The organism is Paracoccus aminovorans (genome assembly GCF_001546115.1).
In the GTDB taxonomy this organism is placed as follows: domain Bacteria; phylum Pseudomonadota; class Alphaproteobacteria; order Rhodobacterales; family Rhodobacteraceae; genus Paracoccus; species Paracoccus aminovorans_B.
Map to the genome: position 1 here is coordinate 1,888,498 of NZ_KQ955208.1, position 17,760 is coordinate 1,906,257.

The following is a 17,760-nucleotide window of genomic DNA, read 5'->3' on the forward strand; positions in this document are numbered from 1 at the left end:
CACCATCCTTGCGGCAGGACCTGGCGCTGAAGAGCGTCGCTGCATGAGCGACGGCTCGTAACGCCGAATCAAGCCCCTGCCGAATGGGGATGGATTGACGGAACGGACTGGTGGAATCTGGCGAAATGTCCGGTAAACACAGCGCTTTACAGGGAATGGCGGAGACGAAGGGATTCGAACCCTCGAGGCGGTTTCCCGCCTGCACCCTTAGCAGGGGTGTGCCTTCGACCACTCGGCCACGTCTCCGCCGCCCCGTATATGGAGCAAGCTGCAAGGAAACAAGGGGCTTTCGGAGAGATGGCTCAACCGGCCGGCCAGCGCGGGATTTCCGCAACTTCTCGCAGCCTGTCACGCCGCAGGCCCGGTTTGCGGGTCGGCCCAGAGGTTTCCGCATGAGAAGGACGTGGCGGGCCTGAACCAGCAAGACCCGGGGAACGGAGCCGAGCCAGGGCAGATCTTTTTCCGCGCGATCACCGGCGAAGCCTGGTCCCATCCAGGCCGCAGAGCTCAACCGGGCTACCGATCCCGGACGGCGGCGGCCTCGCCCGCGGCGCGGGTCTCGGCCAGGGTGGCGCCGGTGGACAGGGCCTCGGGATCCAGGCGCAGGTCCAGCACCGCCAGCGTGCCGGCGGCGCGGGCGCGGGCGAAGGCGGCGGCGAAATCCTCTTGCCGGGTCACGCTTTCGCCGAAGCCGCCATGGGCGCGGGCCAGCGCGGCGAAGTCGGGGTTTGCCAGGTCGGTGCCCGAGACCCGGCCGGGATAGCTGCGCTCCTGATGCATGCGGATGGTGCCATAGCGGCCATTGTTCGCCACCAGCACGATCACGGCGGCGCCATGCTGGGCGGCGGTCGAAAGCTCGTTCATCGTCATCTGCAGGCAGCCGTCGCCGGCCATGCAGACCACCGTTCGCCCGGGATGCTGCAGCTTGGCGGCGATGGCCGCGGGCAGGCCGTAGCCCATCGAGCCCGAGGTCGGCGCCAGCTGGCTGCCCCAGCGGCGAAAACGGTAGTAGCGATGCACGAAAGCCGCGTAATTGCCCGCGCCGTTGGTGATGATCGCATCCTCGGGCAGGCTGTCCGAGAGCCAGCGCACCACCGCCTCCATCCGCACCGCGCCGGGGGTGGGCTGCGGCTGCTGCCAGGTCTCGTAGTCGGCGCGCAACCCGGCGGTCCAGTCGTCCCAGCGGCGCGGCGCCGGCAGCCGGGCCAGCGCGGCGACCACCGCGCGCGGATCGGCCACCAGCCCCGGATCGGGCCGCCACAGATGCCCCAGCTCATCGGGCGCGGGATGGACATGGATCACCCGCAGATGCGGCCGGACCGGGTCCATCAGCTCATAGCCGCGGGTCAGCGTGTCGCCCAGCCGCGCGCCCAAGGACAGCAGGCAATCCGCCTGCGCCAAGGCCTGCCCCAGGGCCGGGTTCATGCCGACGCCCAGATCGCCGACATAGTTCGGATGCGCGTTGTCCATATGGCCCTGGCGGCGAAACGGCACGGCGACCGGCAGGCCCCAGGTTCCGGCAAAGCGCGCCAGGTCATCGGCCGCCGCCTGCGACCAGAGCGTGCCGCCCGGGATCACCAGCGGGCGCTCGGCCCCGGCCAGCGCCTTGGCCAGCGCCGCGACCGACTCGGGCGCCACCGCCGTCAGGGCCACGGCAGGCGGCGGAATGTCGGAGACCTCGGCGCGGGCGCTCAGCATGTCCTCGGGCAGGGCCAGCACCACCGGCCCGGGCCGCCCCGAGACCGCCAGGTGAAAGGCGCGCGACAGGTATTCGGGAATGCGCTCGGTCTGGTCGATCTCGGCCACCCATTTCGCCAGCGGGCCGAACATGGCGCGGTAATCCACCTCCTGGAAGGCGTCGCGGTCGCGGTCGGCGCGGGCGATCTGGCCGACGAACAGGATCATCGGCGTCGAATCCTGCCGCGCCACATGCACGCCGGCGCTGGCGTTCGTCGCCCCCGGCCCGCGGGTGACGAAGGCCACGCCGGGCCGGCCGGTCAGCTTGCCCTGCGCCTCGGCCATCATCGCGGCCGCGCCCTCGTGCCGGCAGACGATGTTCCGAATGCCGGAACCGTGCAGCCCGTCCAGCGCCGCCAGGAAGCTTTCGCCGGGGACCGAGAACACCCGCGCGACCCCGTTCGCCTTCAACGCATCGACCAGAATCTGCCCGCCGTGCCGCATCGACGCCTCCCCTGCCTCGGCGCCAGTCTTGCCGGCCGGGCTGGCGCTGGCAAGCCAAAGGCTTTACAGCCTGCGATGCCCGCCCTATCTGTGCGGGGTCATGGCCACGAAATCCGATCCCAACTACAAGATCATCGCCGAGAACCGCCGGGCGCGCTTCGACTATTTCATCGAAAGCGACCTCGAGGTCGGCATCGTGCTGACCGGGTCCGAGGTGAAAAGCCTGCGCACCGGCCAGTCGAACATCGCCGAGAGCTATGCCTCGGTCGAGGAGGGCGAGCTGTGGCTCATCAACGCCTATATCGCCGCCTACAAGCAGGCCGGCGTCTTCGGCCATGAAGAGCGGCGCAAGCGCAAGCTCTTGGTCAGCCGCAAGGAGCTGGCGCGGCTCTGGCAGGCGGTGGGGCGCGAGGGCATGACGCTGGTGCCGCTGGTGATGTATTTCAACGACCGCGGCATGGTGAAGCTGAAGATCGGCGTCGCCAAGGGCAAGAAGAATCACGACAAGCGCGAAACCGACGCGAAACGCGACTGGAACCGGCAGAAGCAGCGCCTGCTGAAGCAGGGATAGGCATTGCAGCCCCGCGCGCCTGCGGTTACATCGAAGGCGTTTTTCGCGGGGGGAGCCAGGCCGATGTCCCAGACGACCGATTCCGACGATCCCAGGGTGCTGGTCTCGACCGGCTGGCTCGCGGCCCATCTGAACGATCCCGACCTGCGCATCATCGACGCGACCTGGTTCCTGGAGCCGGGCCGCGACGCCCGCGCCGAATACATGGAGGCGCATATCCCCGGCGCCCGCTTCTTCGATCTCGACGAGATCGCGGACAAGCGCAGCCAGCTTCCGCATATGGCGCCGCAGCCCGAGATGTTCATCAGCCGCATGCGCGCCATGGGCGTCGGCGATGGCCATCAGGTCGTGGTCTATGACAATTCGCCGGTGCGTTCGGCGGCGCGGGTCTGGTGGACCTTCAAGCTGATGGGCAAGCCCGACGTCGCGGTGCTGGACGGCGGCTTTGCCAAGTGGCAGGCCGAGGGCCGCCCGATCGAGGACATGCCGCCGATCCAGCGCGACCGCCACATCACCGTCGCCCGCCAGGCCGGGCTGGTGCGCGACGTGACCCAGGTCGCCGCCGCCAGCAAGCTCGGCAGCCACGAGATCGTCGATGCCCGCAGCGCCGAGCGCTTTCGCGGCGAGGCGCCCGAGCCGCGCCCCGGCCTGCGCGCGGGCCATATCCCCGGCTCGAAAAGCCTGCCCTTCGGCCGGCTCTACAACGCCGACGGCACCCTGAAGGCGCCGGACGCGCTGCGCGCCGAATTCCAGGCCGCCGGGGTCGATCTGTCCCGGCCGGTCATCGCCAGCTGCGGCTCGGGGGTGACGGCGGCCTCGCTGTTCCTGGCGCTCGACCGCATCGGGCACCGGGACCATTCGCTTTACGACGGAAGCTGGGCCGAATGGGGCAGCTTCCCGGACCTTAAAATCGCAACCGGAGATGCGTGATGCTGGGCAATCTGAAACCGCAGGCCCCCGACAAGATCCTGGCCCTGATGGGCGAATTCAAGGCCGATCCCCGCCAGGGCAAGATCGACCTGGGCGTCGGGGTCTACAAGGATGCCAGCGGCCACACCCCGATCATGCGCGCCGTGCTTGCCGCCGAAAAGCGGATGCTGGAAACCGAGACGACGAAAAGCTACGCCGGCCTGTCGGGCGAGCCGGATTTCCAGAAGGCCATGGGCGGGCTGATCCTGGGCGATCTGCTGAAGCCCGAGACCACCGCGACGCTGGCCACGGTCGGCGGCACCGGCGCGATCCGCCAGGCGCTGGAACTGGCGCGGATGGCGAATCCCGACCTGCGCGTCTTCGTCTCGAACCCGACCTGGCCGAACCATGTCTCGATCATGAATTTCATGGGCGTGCCGGTCCAGGAATACCGCTATTTCGACGCGGCCAGGCGCGGCGTCGATTTCGAGGGCATGAAGGCCGACATCTCGACGGCGAAAAAGGGCGATGTCGTGCTGCTGCACGGCTGCTGCCACAACCCGACCGGCGCCAACCTGACGCTGGAGCAATGGGCCGAGGTCGCCGGGATCCTGGAAAAGACCGGCGCGCTGCCGCTGATCGACCTGGCCTACCAGGGCTTCGGCGACGGGCTGGAAGAGGACGCGGCCGGCACCCGGCTGATCGCCGCGCGCATCCCCGAGGTGCTGATCGCCGCCTCGTGCAGCAAGAACTTCGGCATCTACCGCGAGCGCACCGGCTGCCTGCTGGCGCTTTGCACCGACGCCGCGACGCGCGATCTGGCCCAGGGCGCCATGGCCTTCCTGAACCGGCAGACCTATTCCTTCCCGCCCTTCCACGGCGCCAAGATCGTCTCGACCGTGCTCAACACGCCCGAGCTGCGTGCCGACTGGATGGCCGAACTCGAGGCGGTGCGCAGCGGCATGCTGCAACTGCGCGAGCAACTCGCCGGCGAACTCCGCGACCTTTCCGGCTCGGACCGCTTCGACTTCGTGGCCCGGCATCGCGGCATGTTCTCGCGCCTCGGCGCCACGCCCGAGCAGGTGCAGCGGGTCAAGGAAGAGTTCGGCATCTACATGGTCGGCGATTCCCGCATCAACATCGCCGGCCTGAACCAGGCCACCATCCCGGTCCTGGCCCGCGCCATCATCGAAGCCGGCGTCTGAACCCGACCCAGACAGGGGGCGACCGCCGGTCCTGACCGGCGGTCCGTCCCGACCGGGGGGTGCCATGACCAACCTCGAACGCGAGCTCTGGGTCGATCAGCTCGGCAAAAGCTTCCTCACCGCTTTCCGATGGGTCAGCGGGCGCGAATCGCAGACTCCGGTCACCGAATTCGCCAGCGAATGGGCGGCGCTGATCGACAGCGCCCTGAACGATGTGCGGCTGACCGCGCCGCCGACCGTCGATGACCGGCAACCTTTCCTGCCCTTCATCAAGACACACCGCATCACCTGTTCCAGGCCCTGCGCAGCGGCATGCTGGGCGGGCCGCCGCTCGACCTGATCCTGCAGATCTGGTTCGACACTGAACATGCCAGCGGCGGCTTCGGCGTTCCAATGGTCATGCAGCAGGTGCCCCGCAGCGGCGCCATGCCGGAACCGATGTGGCACGAGCTGCGCCAGACGGCGCAAAAGCTGAACGTCGCCACCCCCGCCGGGCGGTTCGTCCTGCTGCGGCGTGGCGTGGATCCGGGCAGCGACAGCCTGTTCGGCCATGACCATCACCCCGTGGTGATGAGCAGCTTCACCCTGGCCAGCACGCGGTCGCCGCCGCACCCGGTCTATGGCCGCCGCCTGGACCAGTTCTGCCATGACCTCGCCTCGGGCTGGATCGGAGACCCGGCGCTGTCCGGCCGCACGGATTCGCCGGTCTTCGACGAACTTCTCAGCAATTTCCACGTCGGGTCCGTGCTGCGCATCGCCATCCGGCAAGAGGGCGACTGAACGGCTCCGGGCTTCTTTGTTGCAGAAATACCCCGGGGTCCGGGGCAGAGCCCCGGTCCAGCGCCTATCGCTTCAGCTTGCGCTCGATATAGTCGCGCAGTTCCTCGATCTCCGTCGTGCTCTCACGCAGCTCGCCCTGGACGGCAAGCAACTCCGCCTCGACCCCCGACAGTTTCGCCACCAGTTCGGCCTCGCGCTCCTCCAGCTCGGCCACGGCGCGGTCGCGGGCCTCCTCGGCCTCGTGCAATTGCTGGGCCATGCTTTCCAGTTCGCCCATCTCGGCCCGGGTGACGCGGGACAGGCGATGGATCAGCCAGCTGGCGAACCAGCCCAGCAGGAAGGCGGCGAACAGGATGATCGCGGTGGCGACGATGAATTCGGTGCGGTTCATGCGGGCTCGGGCGCTGAGGTTGCGGGGTCAGGGCGTCGCGGGACGCGGCTGCGGGCGGTCGGGCTCTGCCACCGTGGCGGCGGGCATGGTGGCGGTTTCCGTCGCGGCCTCGACCAGCAGCTTGGCCGAGGGCTGGGTGGCGGCCAGTTCGGGCGCGATGGGCGGCGGCAGCAGATCGCCCGCCGGCCGGGTCGCGGCCCGGATCGCCAGCTGGTCGGGCAGCACCGTGGCCGCCGCGGGCAGGGCGCCGGCCTCGACCGGGGCCACCGGCGCCACCGCCAGCGCGGCGGGCTCGGTTGCGGCCTGCAAGGCCAGGGCCGGATCGGTCGGCACGCCCAGCGCCGGGCCGATGGCGGCGCTGGCCGCGCGCAGGGCCAAGGCCTCGGCGCGGGCGGCGACCGCCTCGGGCGGCTCGGTCACGCCCTTGACCAGCGCGGCGGGGGCCGGCGCCTCGACCATCACCGGCTCATCCGCCAGCAGGGTGAATTCGATGCGCCGGTTCGCCTCGCGCCCGGCATCGGTGTCGTTCTCGGCGATGGGCCGGCTTTCGCCATAGCCGCGCGCGGTCAGGTTCGCGGTATCGATGCCGGCCTCGGTCATCGCGGTCAGCACCGCCTGGGCGCGCGAGCGCGACAGCTCGGCGTTGAACCCCTCGGAGCCCTGAGAATCGGTATGCCCGCCCAGCTCGATGCGGAAATCGCCGCACAGCGCCATGGTCTCGGCCAGCCGGGCCAGGGTCGGGCCGGGGTCGCCGGCGATCACCGACTTGTTCGGCTCGAAGCCGATCTCGGATTCCCGCATCGCCGCGTTCAGCCGGTCCACGCATTCCGCCCCCGAGGGCAGGCCCAGAAGCGGGTCCATGCGCTTGTCGTAACGGATCGCCAGTTCATAGCGCGCGCCCGGTCCCAGGCGCTGCGCCAGCCGCGCCGCCACCATGTCCGAGGCGGTCTGGTTGCCCGAAACCCCGCTGATGCGCACCAGGTCGGGCGTCACCGTCGCGGTGCCGCGCTCGAGCCCGGTCATGGCCTCGATGGCGGCGATGGCGCGCAGGGTCCAGCCGCCCGGCACGGCATCATCGCTGCGCAAAGCGCTGTCGACATGGTCGAAACGGGCGCGGGCCATGCTTTCCACCGCCTCGCGCATGCGGTCGTCGGTGATGCGCCCGCGCAGCGAGACGCTGCCGTGATCGACCACCGCGACGAATTCGGCCGGTCCCTGCGCCGCCGAATCGGGCTTTTCATGCTGCGCGGTCAGGGTGAAGCCAGCGGGCAGCGCCGCCTGCAACCGGCCGGTGGCCTCGTCGAAACGATCCGCCGCCACCTCGGAGGGTGCAAACAGCGCGATTTCGGTGCCCGAGATCGTGACCGACCCGGCGCCCAGGCCCTTGACCGCCGCGATGGCCGGCACGGCCGCATCGGCCCAGCGGGGCGAGGGTGCGCCCAAGCCCAGCGTGCATTGCGGCTGGCCCGCCGCCCCGGCCTCGCGCCCGGCGGCCAGGATGCGGTCGCGCGCCGCCTCGGTATCGGCGGCGCAGGCGTCGAAGCGCGCGCCGCTGTCGTCCTTGACGAAGCGCAGGGTGAAGGGCGCGATCACCGGGCGCGGCGCGGTGATCTCGGCCGCCAGCTTGACCGAGGCCGGCCGGGCGCGATTCAGCGCCGCCTGCAGATCGACCTTCTCGCGCGGGCTGTCGGTCACCGCGCGGACCGAGACCGCGCCCGCCGCGATCGAGACCTTGGCGCGTTTCGCCAGCTGCGCGGCCTTCAGGCCGAAGGCAAAGGCCTCGTCCCAGCCCTCGGGCTCGGGGTAGTCGGCGCTTTCCATCAGGTCCGAGATCTGCGCCGCGCCGGTCTGCCGCTTCAGACGCTCCACCAGCGCCTTGCGGTCGAGGCCGGCCGGAACCAGGCCGATGATCGAGATGCCCTCGTCATTGCGCAGAAGCTCGATCTCGAAGGCCGGGGTGGCCAGCGCGGCGGCGGCGGCGACCTGCATGTCGTCCACGACCCGGCCGGCGCCGACCAGGGTTTCCGCCTGGGCGCGGGCGCGAAAGCGCTGCACCTCGTCGGGCGCGATGCCGCCCAGCTGCACCTGCAAGCCGTCCGTCCTGACCGTCACCCAGTCATGACCCGCCAGCGCGGCCGAGACATCGCGCATCGCCCGGCTTTCGATGAAATCGGCGGCGGCGGTGGCGCCCCAGAAGGACAGGCCACTGGCGGCGACGAATGCGATCAGGCTCGCGGCGACGACCGGGCCGCGACGCGGACCTGGACGTTTGGGATTGGCCATCCGGGGAACCCTCGGGCTGTTTCCGACCCGCCGCATGTAAACCCTGCGCGCCGGTTTCGCAATCAGACCAGCCCGGCCAGGGCAAGAAACAGCGCAACGATCAACCCGGCGTCGCGGTTCGACCGGAACAGCCGCAGGCAGGCGGCCGGATCGCGAATGTCCAGCGCCCGCAGCTGCCAGGCCAGATGCGCGGCAAAGCCTGCGACCCCCAACAGGCCCAGCGTCAGGCCCAGTCCCTGCGGCGCCGTCGCCATGACCGCCAGCCCCAGCAGCAGCACCGCGGCGGTGCCGAAGCCCGCCAGCCAGCGATGCGTGTCCTGCCCGAACAGCCGGGCGGTGGACTTGACGCCGATCAGCGCGTCGTCCTCGGTGTCCTGGTGGGCATAGATGGTGTCGTAGAAGATGGTCCAGGCGATGCCCGCCAGCCAGGCCAGCAGCGGCGCCGGCGCCAGGTTGCCGGTATGCGCGGCCCAGGCCAGCAGCACGCCCCAGTTGAAGGCGAGCCCCAGGAAGACCTGCGGCCACCAGGTGAAGCGCTTGGCAAAGGGATAGATCGCGACCAGCGCCAGCGAGGCGACGCCCAGCAGGATTGCCGCCTTGCCCAGCGTCAGCAGGATGACGAGACCCGCCAGCGCCTGCGCCGCCAGCCAGACCAGCGCGCCCTTGACCGTGACCTGCCCCGAGGGGAGCGGCCGCGACCGCGTCCGCGCCACCCGGGCGTCGATGTCGCGGTCGGTGATGTCGTTCCAGGTGCAGCCGGCGCCGCGCATCAGCATGGCGCCCAGCCCGCAGGCGACGGCGATCCACAGGTCGCGCCATTCCGGCCGGTCGGCGATCATCGCCAGCCCGATGCCCCACCAGCAGGGCAGCAGCAAGAGCCAGGTGCCGATGGGCCGGTCGGCGCGGGACATGCGCAGCCAGGGCCGCCAGCCCGCCGGGGCGTGGCGGTCCACCCAGTTGTCGGGCGGTGCGTCCGCGACCATGCGCGGGCCCTCTGGCGTCGGATCCTCGGTCTGCATATTCTGCGCCCCATCATGGCGAAAATCAGACTGTTCATAGATCACCCGCTGGCCGAGGGACAAGGCATCGCGCTGAATGCCGACCAGGCGCATTACCTGTCCTCGGTCATGCGGCAGGGGCCGGGGGATGAAATCCTGGTCTTCAACGGCCGCGACGGCGAGTGGCTGGCGCGCATCGAGCGGCTGGCCAAGCGGGGCGGCGACCTGCTGGCCCAGCGCCAGACCGCGCCGCAGCTGGACCCGCCGGACCTGTGGCTGGTCTTCGCCCCGATCAAGAAGGCCCGCACCGATTTCATCGTCGAGAAGGCGGCCGAGATGGGTGCCGCCCGCATCCTGCCGGTGCAGACCGAACACACCAATTCCGAGCGCATCCGCCAGGACCGCCTGCAGGCCCATGCCGTCGAGGCCGCCGAGCAATGCGGCGGCACCTTCGTCCCCGAGGTCTGCGAGCTGCAATCGCTGGCGCGGCTTCTGGACGGCTGGGACCCGGCGCGGCGCATCCTCTGGGCCGACGAGGCGCTGGCCGGTCCGGCGCAGCTGCTCTCGGGCCTGCCGCGCGGGCCTTGGGCGATTCTCATCGGACCCGAAGGCGGCTGGTCCGAATCGGAGCGGTGCCGGCTTTCGGCCATGGATTGCGTCACGCGCATCGCTCTGGGCCCCAGAATCCTGCGCGCCGACACCGCTGCCGTCGCGTCACTTGCGCTGTGGCAGGCGGCTTTGGGGGACTGGCGCTAGGGCTTCGGCCGCATTTCGCGCAAGTTTCCGCCGCGCGGTGGCGCTTCGGCGGGAGGATCTTGCGACGCGCTTGCAGAATTTACCCCTTCGTCACAAAAGTTAAGAAAAAACGGTCGCTTATGCAGCCGCTGCATAGCGGCAATGCCGGTTTGACCGTGGTTTTGCGACTTTGCCCGATCTATATGCTGTGCATCAACGAAGCGCCCGATGAGCGGGCAATGATCTCAAGGTGAAAACTATGTCGGCGATTGACACGAACCGCGTCCATGGCGGGGCGGTCTCCTTCGGTATTGGCTCGAAACTTCTGTCCGCCTTTGCGGCCTGGAACGACGCCCGCGTGACGAAGAACGCGCTGAGCCGTCTTTCGGATCGCGAGCTGGACGATATCGGTCTGTGCCGCGGCGATATCGATCTGATCTCGCGCGCCCGCTAAGCAGCGGTCGAAGACGCGACCGGACCGGCGGCTTGGCCCGCGGACGGTTCCCCGGCCCGGGCAGGGCAAGACGCTCAGGCGGCCCGCAAGGCCGCCTTTCGTATTTTCGGCGGCCCGGAATGCGCCGTGCCTCAGGCCCGTCGCACCACCAGCGTCGACCAGTCGCCGAAATCGTCGCGCCGCTCCAGCGCCAGCCCGCCCTTGGCATAGGCGTCGATGACCTCCTGGGCCTGGGTGGTCAGGATGCCCGACAGGATCGCCCGGCCGCCATGCGCGACATAGCGCGCCATGTCCGGCACCAGGTCGATCAGCGGCTGTTTCAGGATATTGGCGAAGACCAGGTCGAAGGGCGCGGCCCGTTCGATCAGCGGATGGTCGAAGCCGACCGCCTCGACGCATTCCACCCGGCCGTCCAGCCCGTTGGCGATGACATTGGCGCGCGCCACGTCCACCGCCTGCGGGTCGATGTCGCCGGCCAGAACCATGACCGGGAACACCCGCGCCGCCGCCATGGCCAGCACGGCGGTGCCGCAGCCGATGTCGACGATGCGCTCGGGCGCCGCGCCCTCGGCCACCAGCCGGTCCAGCGCCAGCAGGCAGCCCTTGGTGGTGGCGTGGTGGCCGGTGCCGAAGGCCATCGCCGCCTCGATCAGCAGCGCCTCGGCGCCCTCGGGCACGCTCTCGGCGTCATGGCTGCCATGGACGAAGAAGCGCCCGGCCTCGACCGGCGCCAGCTCGCGCTTGACATGCGCGACCCAGTCCACCTCGGGCAGTTCCGAGACGGTGAAGGGCGCCGCGCCCCAGGCCGCGGCCAAGAGCGCCAGCGCCACGTCGTCGGGGGCCTCGGTGAAATACAGCCCGACCTCCCAGCGGTCGCTGCCGTCCTCGATCTCGAAGACGCCGGTGCCGACGGGCTCGGGGGTCAGGTCCTCGCCGGCCTCGGCCAGAGCCTCGGCCGCCTCGCGGCCTTTGGTATGGGTCAGCGCGGTCCAGGTCGCCATTCAGATGTCCTCGGCAATATCGGTCAGAGGCGCTTTGACACCCGTGCCGCGCAATCCGCAATAGCCGTCGGGATGGCGGTCCAGATATTGCTGGTGATCCTCCTGCGCCGGCCAGAAGCGGGCGGCGGGCAGGATCTGCGTGGTGACATCGGGAAAACCCTGCACGGCCAGGCGGTTGCTGTAATCCGCCTTGCTGAGCTCCGCCGCCGCCCGCTGGCTGTCGGTGAAATGCATGATGACCGAGCGATACTGGTCGCCCACATCGTTGCCCTGGCGGTCGCCCTGGGTCGGGTCGTGGTTTTCCCAGAACAGCTGCAACAGCCGCTCATAGCTGATGCGCGAGCTGTCATAGACCAGCCGCACCACCTCGGCATGGCCGGTCTGGCCGGCGCAGACCTGCTCATAACTCGGGTTCTCGGCGCTGCCGCCGGCAAAGCCGACCTCGGTCAGCCAGACGCCGTCCTGCTGCCAGAACAGGCGTTCGACGCCCCAATAGCAGCCCATGCCGAAGATCGCCTGATCGAAGCCGCGGGGCGGTTCGGCATCCAGCGGCCGGTCGAAGATGCGGTGCAGCGGGGCGGTCATGGTCGCGTCCTTTCGAAAGCTGTTGTGGCACATCTAGGTGCCGCCCTAGTCTGGCGCAACGCCGCAGGCAGCCCGCCGGTTCGGCGACAAGGAGGCCAAGCATGCGGAAAGGCCCGCGAAACCTGATCACCGATGTCGCCGGATTGCGGGTCGGCAATGCGCGCGACGACCGGCTGCGTTCCGGCACCACGGTGCTGCTGGGCAATGCGCCGCTGGCCTGCGGCGTCAATGTCATGGGCGGCGCCCCCGGCACGCGCGAGACGGAACTGCTGGCCCCCGACAAGCTGGTGCCGGGCGTCGATGCGCTGGTGCTGTCGGGCGGCTCGGCCTTTGGGCTTGCGGCCTGCGACGGGGTGTCGGACGGGCTGCGGGCGCTGGGGCGCGGCTTTGCCGTCGGGCCGGTGCAGGTGCCGATCGTGCCGGGCGCCATCGTCTTCGACCTCTTGAACGGTGGCGACAAGGACTGGGACGCCAACCCCTATCCCGCCCTCGGCCGCGCGGCGCTGGAGGCGGCCGGTGCGGATTTCGGCTTGGGCAGCGAGGGGGCTGGCACCGGCGCGATGACGCATCGCTGGAAGGGCGGGCTCGGCTCGGCCTCGGCGGTGCTCGATTCAGGGGTGACGGTGGGGGCGCTGGTGGTGGTGAACGCGATGGGCTCGGTCACGCTGGAGGCCACGCGGCAGTTCTGGGCCGCACCCTGGGAGATCGAGGGCGAATTCGGCGGGCTGGGCCTGACCGGCCCCTATCCCACCGCCGAGCCTGCGCCGGCCAAGCGGCTGGGCGAGGCGACGACCATCGCCATCGTGGCGACCGATGCCGCGCTGGACAAGGCCGGGCTGACGCGGCTGGCGACGGCGGCGCAGGACGGCATGGCCCGCGCCATCGTGCCCAGCCACACGCCCTTCGACGGCGATCTGGTCTTTGCGGTCTCGACCGGGGCGCAGCCGCTGCCCGACCCGGCGCTGACGCCGTTCCAGTTGGGCCATGCGGCGGCGACGGTGCTGGCCCGCGCCATCGCCCGGGCCGTGCACGAGGCGCGGCCGCGACCGGGCGACCTGCAACCCTGCTGGCGCGTGACCTAGCTTTCGGGCCGGCAGCCGCGGAACTCGACCGCATCTTCGGGGCCGATCAGCGTCAGGCGCAGCGCGGCCGGGTCCAGCGGAAACGGCTTGCCCGAGGCGGCGACGAAATCCGCCTGCGCCACCACGCGCGCCCCTTCGGCACTGGTTTCGGGGGCCGAAACCCAGATGTCCTTGCCGGCCAGTTCCATCGCCACGTCCTCGGCCAGAGCCGATTCCTCGGAAGGCAGCGTGGCGGTGACCTGCATGCCGTCCTTGATCGGCTGGACCCGGCACTCCGGCTGCCGGTCCGAGGCGCGGGGCTGGCGCGCCAGGGCCGCCTCGATCAGCGGATCGGGCGCGTCGCCGGGCGGCGGCGCGGTCAGCCGGACCTGCGCCGGCACGCAGATGTCGAGGCAGAGGCCGAAATCCACCACCACGCGCGGCGCGACCGGCTGGCCGGGCTGCGTGGGCGTGATCTCGATCGGCAGGATCAGCCGGTCGTGATAGCCCAGCGTGCGCTCGCCGCCGGACTCGATCACCTCGGGGCGCGGCCACAGCACCCGCACCGGGCCCAGGTTCCGCGAGCCCTGCCAGTCGAAGCGCGGCGGCACGCCGGCGTCGCCGGGGCTGCGCCAATAGGTCTTCCAGCCCGGCTCCAGCTCCAGCCGCAGCGCGGTCATGCGGTGGCCTTCGGGGGTGATCCAGCCGGGCATCAACTCGGCCGAGACCAGCCCCGGCGGCGGTTCGTCGGCCAGCGCCGGCAGGGCGGTCATCAGCAGGGCGGCGAGGATTCTCATGGGATGCCTTTTAGCGGGCGCCGGGGGACGCCGTGAAGTCACATTACCGCCAATCCCTTGCGAAATCAGCCTGCAGCGCCGATCTTGAGGGAAAGGCACCTGCGAAAGGAGCGCGGCGGCTCATGGACCTGTCCAGCAACCTGACCGGCAAGATGCTGATCGCCATGCCCGGCATGCGCGATCCGCGCTTCGAGCATGCGGTGATCCTGATCTGCGCCCATTCCGAGGACGGCGCCATGGGGCTGGTGGTGAACCGGCCGATGCCCGACGTGGATTTCTCGGACCTGCTGTCGCAGCTGGGCATCGACGCGGGGGTGGACGCGCTGGACATTCCCGTGCGCTTCGGCGGCCCGGTCGAGCCGGGGCGCGGCTTCGTCCTGCATCGCGTGCCGCAGGGCATCCGGGTCGAAGAGAACCGGCTGCGGATCTCGGACGACCTCGCCATGTCCACCACCCGCGACATCCTGGAAGATTACGCCCGCGGCCATGGCCCGCAGCCGGCCGTGCTGGCCCTGGGCTATGCCGGCTGGGGACCGGGGCAGCTGGATTCCGAGATCCTGGCCAATGGCTGGCTGACCTCGGACCGCGGCGACGAGATCATCTTCGGCGCCGACAATGCCGGCAAATGGCGCGCGGCGCTGAAGTCGCTGGGCATCGACCCCTTGCACCTGTCGCCAAGCGCCGGCCGCGCCTAGAGGCAGCGTTCCAGCAGCGCGCGGGTGTTTTCCGCCGTCATCGCGAGCGGGTTGCCGCCGCAGGAGGGATCCTCCAGCGCCATCCCGGTCAGCTCGTCCAGCCGGTCGCGGCCGACGCCCAGGGCGGTCAGGTTCGGCGGGATGCCCAATTCGGCGCGCAGGTCCATGACCCGGGCGCGGAAGCCGTCGAAGCCGCCCGGAATGCCCAGATAAGCGGCGGCGCGCGCCAGCCGGCCCTCGATGGCGGAGCGGTTGAAGTCCAGCACCATCGGCATCACCACCGCATTGGTGGTGCCGTGATGGGTGCCATAGAGCGCGCCGATGGGATGACTCAGCGCATGGATGGCGCCCAGCCCCTTCTGGAAGGCCACGGCGCCCATGGCGGCGGCGCTCATCATCTGCGCCCGCGCCTCCAGGTCGTCGGGGTTGGCATAGGCGCGCGGCAGGTATTCGTTGACCAGCCGCATCCCTTCCAGCGCAATGCCCTGGCTCATCGGGTGGTAATGCGGCGAGGAAAACGCCTCGAGGCAATGGGCAAAGGCGTCCATGCCGGTGCCGGCGGTGATGGCGGGCGGCATGCCGACGGTCAGCTCGGGGTCGCAGATCGTCACCCTGGGCATCAGCTTCGGGTGGAAGATGATCTTCTTGCGATGGGTTTCGGTGTTGGTCAGCACCCCGGCGCGCCCGACCTCGGAGCCGGTGCCGGCCGTAGTCGGCACCGCGACGATCGGGGCGATGCGGCTGGCATCGGCGCGGGTCCACCAGTCGCCCACGTCCTCCAGGTCCCAGACCGGGATCGACTGCCCGGCCATCAGCGCGATCATCTTGGCCAGATCCAGCGCCGAGCCGCCGCCAAAGCCGATCACCCCGTCATGGCGGCCGGCGGCATAGGCGGCGATGCCGGCCTGCATGTTCGCCTCGTTCGGGTTCGGATCGACCTCGGAAAACATCGCCCGGCCCAGGCCGCCGGCCTCCAGGATCTCCAGCGCGCGGGCGGTGATCGGCAGGCCGGCCAGCGCCCTGTCGGTGACCAGCAGCGGGCGCGCGATGCCGGCCTCCCGGCAATGCTCGGCCAGTTCGGCGATGCGGCCGGCGCCGAAGCGGATCGCGGTCGGATAGGACCAGTTCGCGCGCAATGTCATCCTTCGCCCCTTTTCGCTGCGGCCCTCCCGCCCTCAGCGGCAGCGGGCCGGATTCACCCCGATGCCGTTCAGGCCCCAGTCGGTCATCTGCGCCACCAGCTGCTGGCCGGCGGCGTCGAAGGCCGGGATCAGGTCGGCGGTCTTGGTGGTCGCCGCCTGCGCCGTGGTGGCGAAATGGCCGCGGGCGACGACGGTGGCGTCCATCTCGCGCACCAGCTGCGCATCGACGGTCAGCTTGATCAGCGCGCCCTTGCCCGCGACCTCGGCATTGAAGTCCTGCACCTCGGAGATCAGCGCGTAATCGCCCGCCGTGCCCAGCGGCGCGCGGCCGACATGGGTGAAGGCGTCATAGCGGCCAAAGCCGCGCACCAGCAGCGTCTGCAAGGTGGTGGGCACGGTGTCGCCCCAGCGCGCATCGGGCAGATACTGGGTCTGCAACTGGTTCGGGCGGATCATGATGCGGTCGGTGTCCAGCGTGCCGCGCGCCTTGGGCGGCTCGATCACCAGCTCGGCCAGCCGGCCGCGGCCGCAGCGTTGCGGCTGGTCCGAGGGCGGGCGCAGCTCGAAGACGTCGCGGTCCGGCTCGCCTTCCAGCGCCTTCAGCGCCGCGCAGCCGGGCAGGGTCAGGGTCAGCATCAGCAGGGCGGCGGTCAGGCGCATGGCGGCTCCTCAGCGGCGGAATTCGGGGGTCTTGGGCCCCGAGAAGATCTGCGAGGGATTGCGCCGCAGGGCCGAGACCAGCTCGTTCACATTGCCCACCAGCCCGCGCAGATCGCTGGCCATGCGGGTGATTTGCGGCAGCCCCTCGCGGGTGAAAGCCTGCACCGGGGCGCGGGCGCTGTCCAGCATCCCGCGCAGGCTGGCGAATGCCGCGTCGGCGCTGTCGGCGGCATCGCGCAGCTTGCCCGTGATCTGCGGCAGGTCGGCCACCACGCGGTCGATGGCCTCGTTGGCCTTGCCCAGCGTGGCGCGCAGGTCGCCGACCACCGGCTCGATATTGCTGTTCATCACCCGGTCGGCGCTGTCGAAGGCCCGCTCGGCCGAGGCCAGCGTCCGCTGCCCGACCGCCAGCGCCGCGTCGAGCCCGTCAAGGCTTTGGTCCGCGCGATCCGTCAGCCGCGCCAGGTCGGTCTGCAGCGTGGTCGCGGTCTGGTCCAGCCGCTGCGTCAGCCCGCGCAGGTCGCCCGAGACATAGTCGCGCACCTCGTTCAGCGTCGCGGTGCCGGCGTCCAGCGCCGCATCGGCCTTGCCGGCGGTTTCGTCGAACTTGGCCAGCGCCGTGTCGGCATTGCCCAGCGTCGTCTCGGCCGCCGCGGAAAGTCCGTCCAGCCGCTCGCCGAAGGCCGAGATGTCGGCGGCGGCCGAGGCGATGGACTCGGTCGCCTTGGTCACATCCCCCAGCGCCTTGTCCAGGTTGGCGCTGGAGCGCTCCACGTTGTCCAGGATATTGCGCACCCGGCTCTGGTTGTCGTCGCCCAGCAGCTGGGTCATCTGCTCGGCCACGGTGTTCAGCCGCGAGATCATCTCGGGGCCCTGGTCCGACAGCGTCTGCAGGGCCGAGCGGTTGGCGGCGATCACCGGGATGCCGTCGGACTGCGCCTTGCGCAGCAAGGGTGCGTCGGGCGTGCCGGCGGTGATCGCGACGTTCGAGACGCCGGTGACGCCCTGGATCTCGATCGAGGCGCGGGAATTGGTGCGCACCGGCGTATCCTCGGCCACCTCGACGCGCACCCGCACGGCGCCGTTGACGCCGTCCGCCAGCTGCATGTCCACGACCTTGCCGACGGAAAGCCCGGCAAAGGCCACCTCGGACGAGATCGCCAGCCCCGAGACCTCGGGGAAATAGATGTCGTAATAAGCGAATTGCCGGTTGATCTGGATCTTGGCGAACCACATCAGGAACAAGAGCAGCCCCAGGAAGCCCGCAATGGTGAAGGCGCCGATCAGGACGTAATTGGCCTTGGTCTCCATG

19 protein-coding genes and 1 tRNA gene are annotated in these 17,760 nt (G+C 70.2%); 9 read left to right on the forward strand and 11 right to left on the reverse strand.

Translation table 11 applies throughout. The features are described 5' to 3' along the window. Window positions 1–156 precede the first annotated feature (156 nt). Window positions 157–246: transfer RNA gene (locus ASV56_RS09685), tRNA-Ser, on the reverse strand. A 270-nt stretch (window positions 247–516) separates the two neighbouring features. Then, window positions 517–2,181, reverse strand: a complete 1,665-nt coding sequence (locus ASV56_RS09690; protein WP_062561784.1) for a thiamine pyrophosphate-binding protein — start codon at window positions 2,179–2,181, stop codon at window positions 517–519. Window positions 2,182–2,281: 100 nt separating this feature from the next. Between ASV56_RS09690 and smpB the strand changes: the two genes are divergently transcribed. From smpB to ASV56_RS09715, 5 genes are all read left to right on the forward strand, one after another. Continuing rightward, window positions 2,282–2,752, forward strand: a complete 471-nt coding sequence (gene smpB, locus ASV56_RS09695) for an SsrA-binding protein SmpB (protein WP_062561785.1) — start codon at window positions 2,282–2,284, stop codon at window positions 2,750–2,752. A 63-nt stretch (window positions 2,753–2,815) separates the two neighbouring features. Continuing rightward, on the forward strand, window positions 2,816–3,682 hold the full coding sequence (gene sseA / locus ASV56_RS09700) for a 3-mercaptopyruvate sulfurtransferase (protein ID WP_062561786.1): 867 nt from the start codon (window positions 2,816–2,818) through the stop codon (window positions 3,680–3,682). Then, complete coding sequence (locus ASV56_RS09705) at window positions 3,682–4,866, forward strand: amino acid aminotransferase (RefSeq protein ID WP_062561787.1); 1,185 nt, start codon at window positions 3,682–3,684, stop codon at window positions 4,864–4,866. Before sseA ends, ASV56_RS09705 begins: the two co-directional genes overlap by 1 nt. A 64-nt stretch (window positions 4,867–4,930) precedes the next feature. After that, complete coding sequence (locus ASV56_RS09710; RefSeq protein WP_062561788.1) at window positions 4,931–5,206, forward strand: hypothetical protein; 276 nt, start codon at window positions 4,931–4,933, stop codon at window positions 5,204–5,206. Beyond that, window positions 5,179–5,646, forward strand: a complete 468-nt coding sequence (locus ASV56_RS09715) for a hypothetical protein (protein ID WP_062561789.1) — start codon at window positions 5,179–5,181, stop codon at window positions 5,644–5,646. Before ASV56_RS09710 ends, ASV56_RS09715 begins: the two co-directional genes overlap by 28 nt. 64 nt (window positions 5,647–5,710) lie before the next feature. On the opposite strand, the gene ASV56_RS09720 is transcribed toward ASV56_RS09715, so the two are convergent. The 3 genes from ASV56_RS09720 to ubiA all read right to left on the reverse strand — a co-directional run bounded on the left by ASV56_RS09720 (window position 5,711) and on the right by ubiA (window position 9,339). Next, window positions 5,711–6,037 (reverse strand): hypothetical protein, encoded by a 327-nt coding sequence (locus ASV56_RS09720; RefSeq protein ID WP_062561790.1) that lies wholly within the window; start codon window positions 6,035–6,037, stop codon window positions 5,711–5,713. Between the two features lie 27 nt (window positions 6,038–6,064). Further along, on the reverse strand, window positions 6,065–8,320 hold the full coding sequence (locus tag ASV56_RS09725; RefSeq protein ID WP_082724777.1) for an OmpA family protein: 2,256 nt from the start codon (window positions 8,318–8,320) through the stop codon (window positions 6,065–6,067). A 62-nt stretch (window positions 8,321–8,382) separates the two neighbouring features. Next, window positions 8,383–9,339 (reverse strand): 4-hydroxybenzoate octaprenyltransferase, encoded by a 957-nt coding sequence (gene ubiA, locus ASV56_RS09730; protein ID WP_062561792.1) that lies wholly within the window; start codon window positions 9,337–9,339, stop codon window positions 8,383–8,385. A 15-nt stretch (window positions 9,340–9,354) separates the two neighbouring features. Between ubiA and ASV56_RS09735 the strand changes: the two genes are divergently transcribed. Both ASV56_RS09735 and ASV56_RS09740 read left to right on the forward strand, forming a co-directional pair. Next, the gene (locus ASV56_RS09735) at window positions 9,355–10,074 is read left to right on the forward strand and encodes a 16S rRNA (uracil(1498)-N(3))-methyltransferase (RefSeq protein ID WP_062561793.1); all 720 of its coding nucleotides are present in this window, start codon (window positions 9,355–9,357) and stop codon (window positions 10,072–10,074) included. A gap of 238 nt (window positions 10,075–10,312) precedes the next feature. Then, complete coding sequence (locus ASV56_RS09740; protein ID WP_017999339.1) at window positions 10,313–10,507, forward strand: DUF1127 domain-containing protein; 195 nt, start codon at window positions 10,313–10,315, stop codon at window positions 10,505–10,507. A gap of 131 nt (window positions 10,508–10,638) precedes the next feature. Here the strand turns inward: ASV56_RS09740 and ASV56_RS09745 are convergent, their stop codons facing one another. Both ASV56_RS09745 and msrA read right to left on the reverse strand, forming a co-directional pair. After that, window positions 10,639–11,508, reverse strand: coding sequence for a 50S ribosomal protein L11 methyltransferase (locus tag ASV56_RS09745; protein ID WP_062561794.1), 870 nt, complete (start codon window positions 11,506–11,508; stop codon window positions 10,639–10,641). Further along, window positions 11,509–12,093: a peptide-methionine (S)-S-oxide reductase MsrA gene (gene msrA / locus ASV56_RS09750; RefSeq protein WP_062561795.1), complete on the reverse strand. Its 585-nt coding sequence runs from the start codon at window positions 12,091–12,093 to the stop codon at window positions 11,509–11,511. A 101-nt stretch (window positions 12,094–12,194) separates the two neighbouring features. Here msrA and ASV56_RS09755 point away from each other — a divergent pair, with 101 nt between their 5' ends. After that, a complete protein-coding gene (locus ASV56_RS09755; protein WP_062561796.1) occupies window positions 12,195–13,175 on the forward strand; it encodes a P1 family peptidase in 981 nt (326 codons plus the stop codon). Here the strand turns inward: ASV56_RS09755 and ASV56_RS09760 are convergent. Next, window positions 13,172–13,951: a protein-disulfide reductase DsbD domain-containing protein gene (locus ASV56_RS09760; RefSeq protein ID WP_062561797.1), complete on the reverse strand. Its 780-nt coding sequence runs from the start codon at window positions 13,949–13,951 to the stop codon at window positions 13,172–13,174. The two genes, ASV56_RS09755 and ASV56_RS09760, sit on opposite strands and share 4 nt — an antisense overlap. A 122-nt stretch (window positions 13,952–14,073) precedes the next feature. Here ASV56_RS09760 and ASV56_RS09765 point away from each other — a divergent pair, with 122 nt between their 5' ends. Then, window positions 14,074–14,646 (forward strand): YqgE/AlgH family protein, encoded by a 573-nt coding sequence (locus ASV56_RS09765; protein ID WP_062561798.1) that lies wholly within the window; start codon window positions 14,074–14,076, stop codon window positions 14,644–14,646. Here ASV56_RS09765 and ASV56_RS09770 read toward each other — a convergent pair. The 3 genes from ASV56_RS09770 to ASV56_RS09780 are packed head-to-tail and all read right to left on the reverse strand — an operon-like array spanning window position 14,643 to window position 17,759. Then, the gene (locus ASV56_RS09770; RefSeq protein WP_062561799.1) at window positions 14,643–15,788 is read right to left on the reverse strand and encodes an iron-containing alcohol dehydrogenase; all 1,146 of its coding nucleotides are present in this window, start codon (window positions 15,786–15,788) and stop codon (window positions 14,643–14,645) included. The genes ASV56_RS09765 and ASV56_RS09770 overlap by 4 nt on opposite strands. Before the next feature lie 33 nt (window positions 15,789–15,821). Continuing rightward, a complete protein-coding gene (locus tag ASV56_RS09775) occupies window positions 15,822–16,448 on the reverse strand; it encodes an ABC-type transport auxiliary lipoprotein family protein (protein ID WP_062561800.1) in 627 nt (208 codons plus the stop codon). Window positions 16,449–16,457: 9 nt separating this feature from the next. Beyond that, window positions 16,458–17,759, reverse strand: coding sequence for an MlaD family protein (locus ASV56_RS09780; protein WP_062561801.1), 1,302 nt, complete (start codon window positions 17,757–17,759; stop codon window positions 16,458–16,460). Window position 17,760: the final 1 nt, after the last annotated feature.

Bases quoted from the DNA above. Each gene is read 5' to 3' on its own strand.
- ASV56_RS09690 (WP_062561784.1), bottom strand. From the start codon at position 2,181: ATGCGGCACGGCGGGCAGATTCTGGTCGATGCGTTGAAGGCGAACGGG.
- smpB (WP_062561785.1), top strand. From the start codon at position 2,282: ATGGCCACGAAATCCGATCCCAACTACAAGATCATCGCCGAGAACCGC.
- sseA (WP_062561786.1), top strand. From the start codon at position 2,816: ATGTCCCAGACGACCGATTCCGACGATCCCAGGGTGCTGGTCTCGACC.
- ASV56_RS09705 (WP_062561787.1), top strand. From the start codon at position 3,682: ATGCTGGGCAATCTGAAACCGCAGGCCCCCGACAAGATCCTGGCCCTG.
- ASV56_RS09710 (WP_062561788.1), top strand. From the start codon at position 4,931: ATGACCAACCTCGAACGCGAGCTCTGGGTCGATCAGCTCGGCAAAAGC.
- ASV56_RS09715 (WP_062561789.1), top strand. From the start codon at position 5,179: ATGCTGGGCGGGCCGCCGCTCGACCTGATCCTGCAGATCTGGTTCGAC.
- ASV56_RS09720 (WP_062561790.1), bottom strand. From the start codon at position 6,037: ATGAACCGCACCGAATTCATCGTCGCCACCGCGATCATCCTGTTCGCC.
- ASV56_RS09725 (WP_082724777.1), bottom strand. From the start codon at position 8,320: ATGGCCAATCCCAAACGTCCAGGTCCGCGTCGCGGCCCGGTCGTCGCC.
- ubiA (WP_062561792.1), bottom strand. From the start codon at position 9,339: ATGCAGACCGAGGATCCGACGCCAGAGGGCCCGCGCATGGTCGCGGAC.
- ASV56_RS09735 (WP_062561793.1), top strand. From the start codon at position 9,355: ATGGCGAAAATCAGACTGTTCATAGATCACCCGCTGGCCGAGGGACAA.
- ASV56_RS09740 (WP_017999339.1), top strand. From the start codon at position 10,313: ATGTCGGCGATTGACACGAACCGCGTCCATGGCGGGGCGGTCTCCTTC.
- ASV56_RS09745 (WP_062561794.1), bottom strand. From the start codon at position 11,508: ATGGCGACCTGGACCGCGCTGACCCATACCAAAGGCCGCGAGGCGGCC.
- msrA (WP_062561795.1), bottom strand. From the start codon at position 12,093: ATGACCGCCCCGCTGCACCGCATCTTCGACCGGCCGCTGGATGCCGAA.
- ASV56_RS09755 (WP_062561796.1), top strand. From the start codon at position 12,195: ATGCGGAAAGGCCCGCGAAACCTGATCACCGATGTCGCCGGATTGCGG.
- ASV56_RS09760 (WP_062561797.1), bottom strand. From the start codon at position 13,951: ATGAGAATCCTCGCCGCCCTGCTGATGACCGCCCTGCCGGCGCTGGCC.
- ASV56_RS09765 (WP_062561798.1), top strand. From the start codon at position 14,074: ATGGACCTGTCCAGCAACCTGACCGGCAAGATGCTGATCGCCATGCCC.
- ASV56_RS09770 (WP_062561799.1), bottom strand. From the start codon at position 15,788: ATGACATTGCGCGCGAACTGGTCCTATCCGACCGCGATCCGCTTCGGC.
- ASV56_RS09775 (WP_062561800.1), bottom strand. From the start codon at position 16,448: ATGCGCCTGACCGCCGCCCTGCTGATGCTGACCCTGACCCTGCCCGGC.
- ASV56_RS09780 (WP_062561801.1), bottom strand. From the start codon at position 17,759: ATGGAGACCAAGGCCAATTACGTCCTGATCGGCGCCTTCACCATTGCG.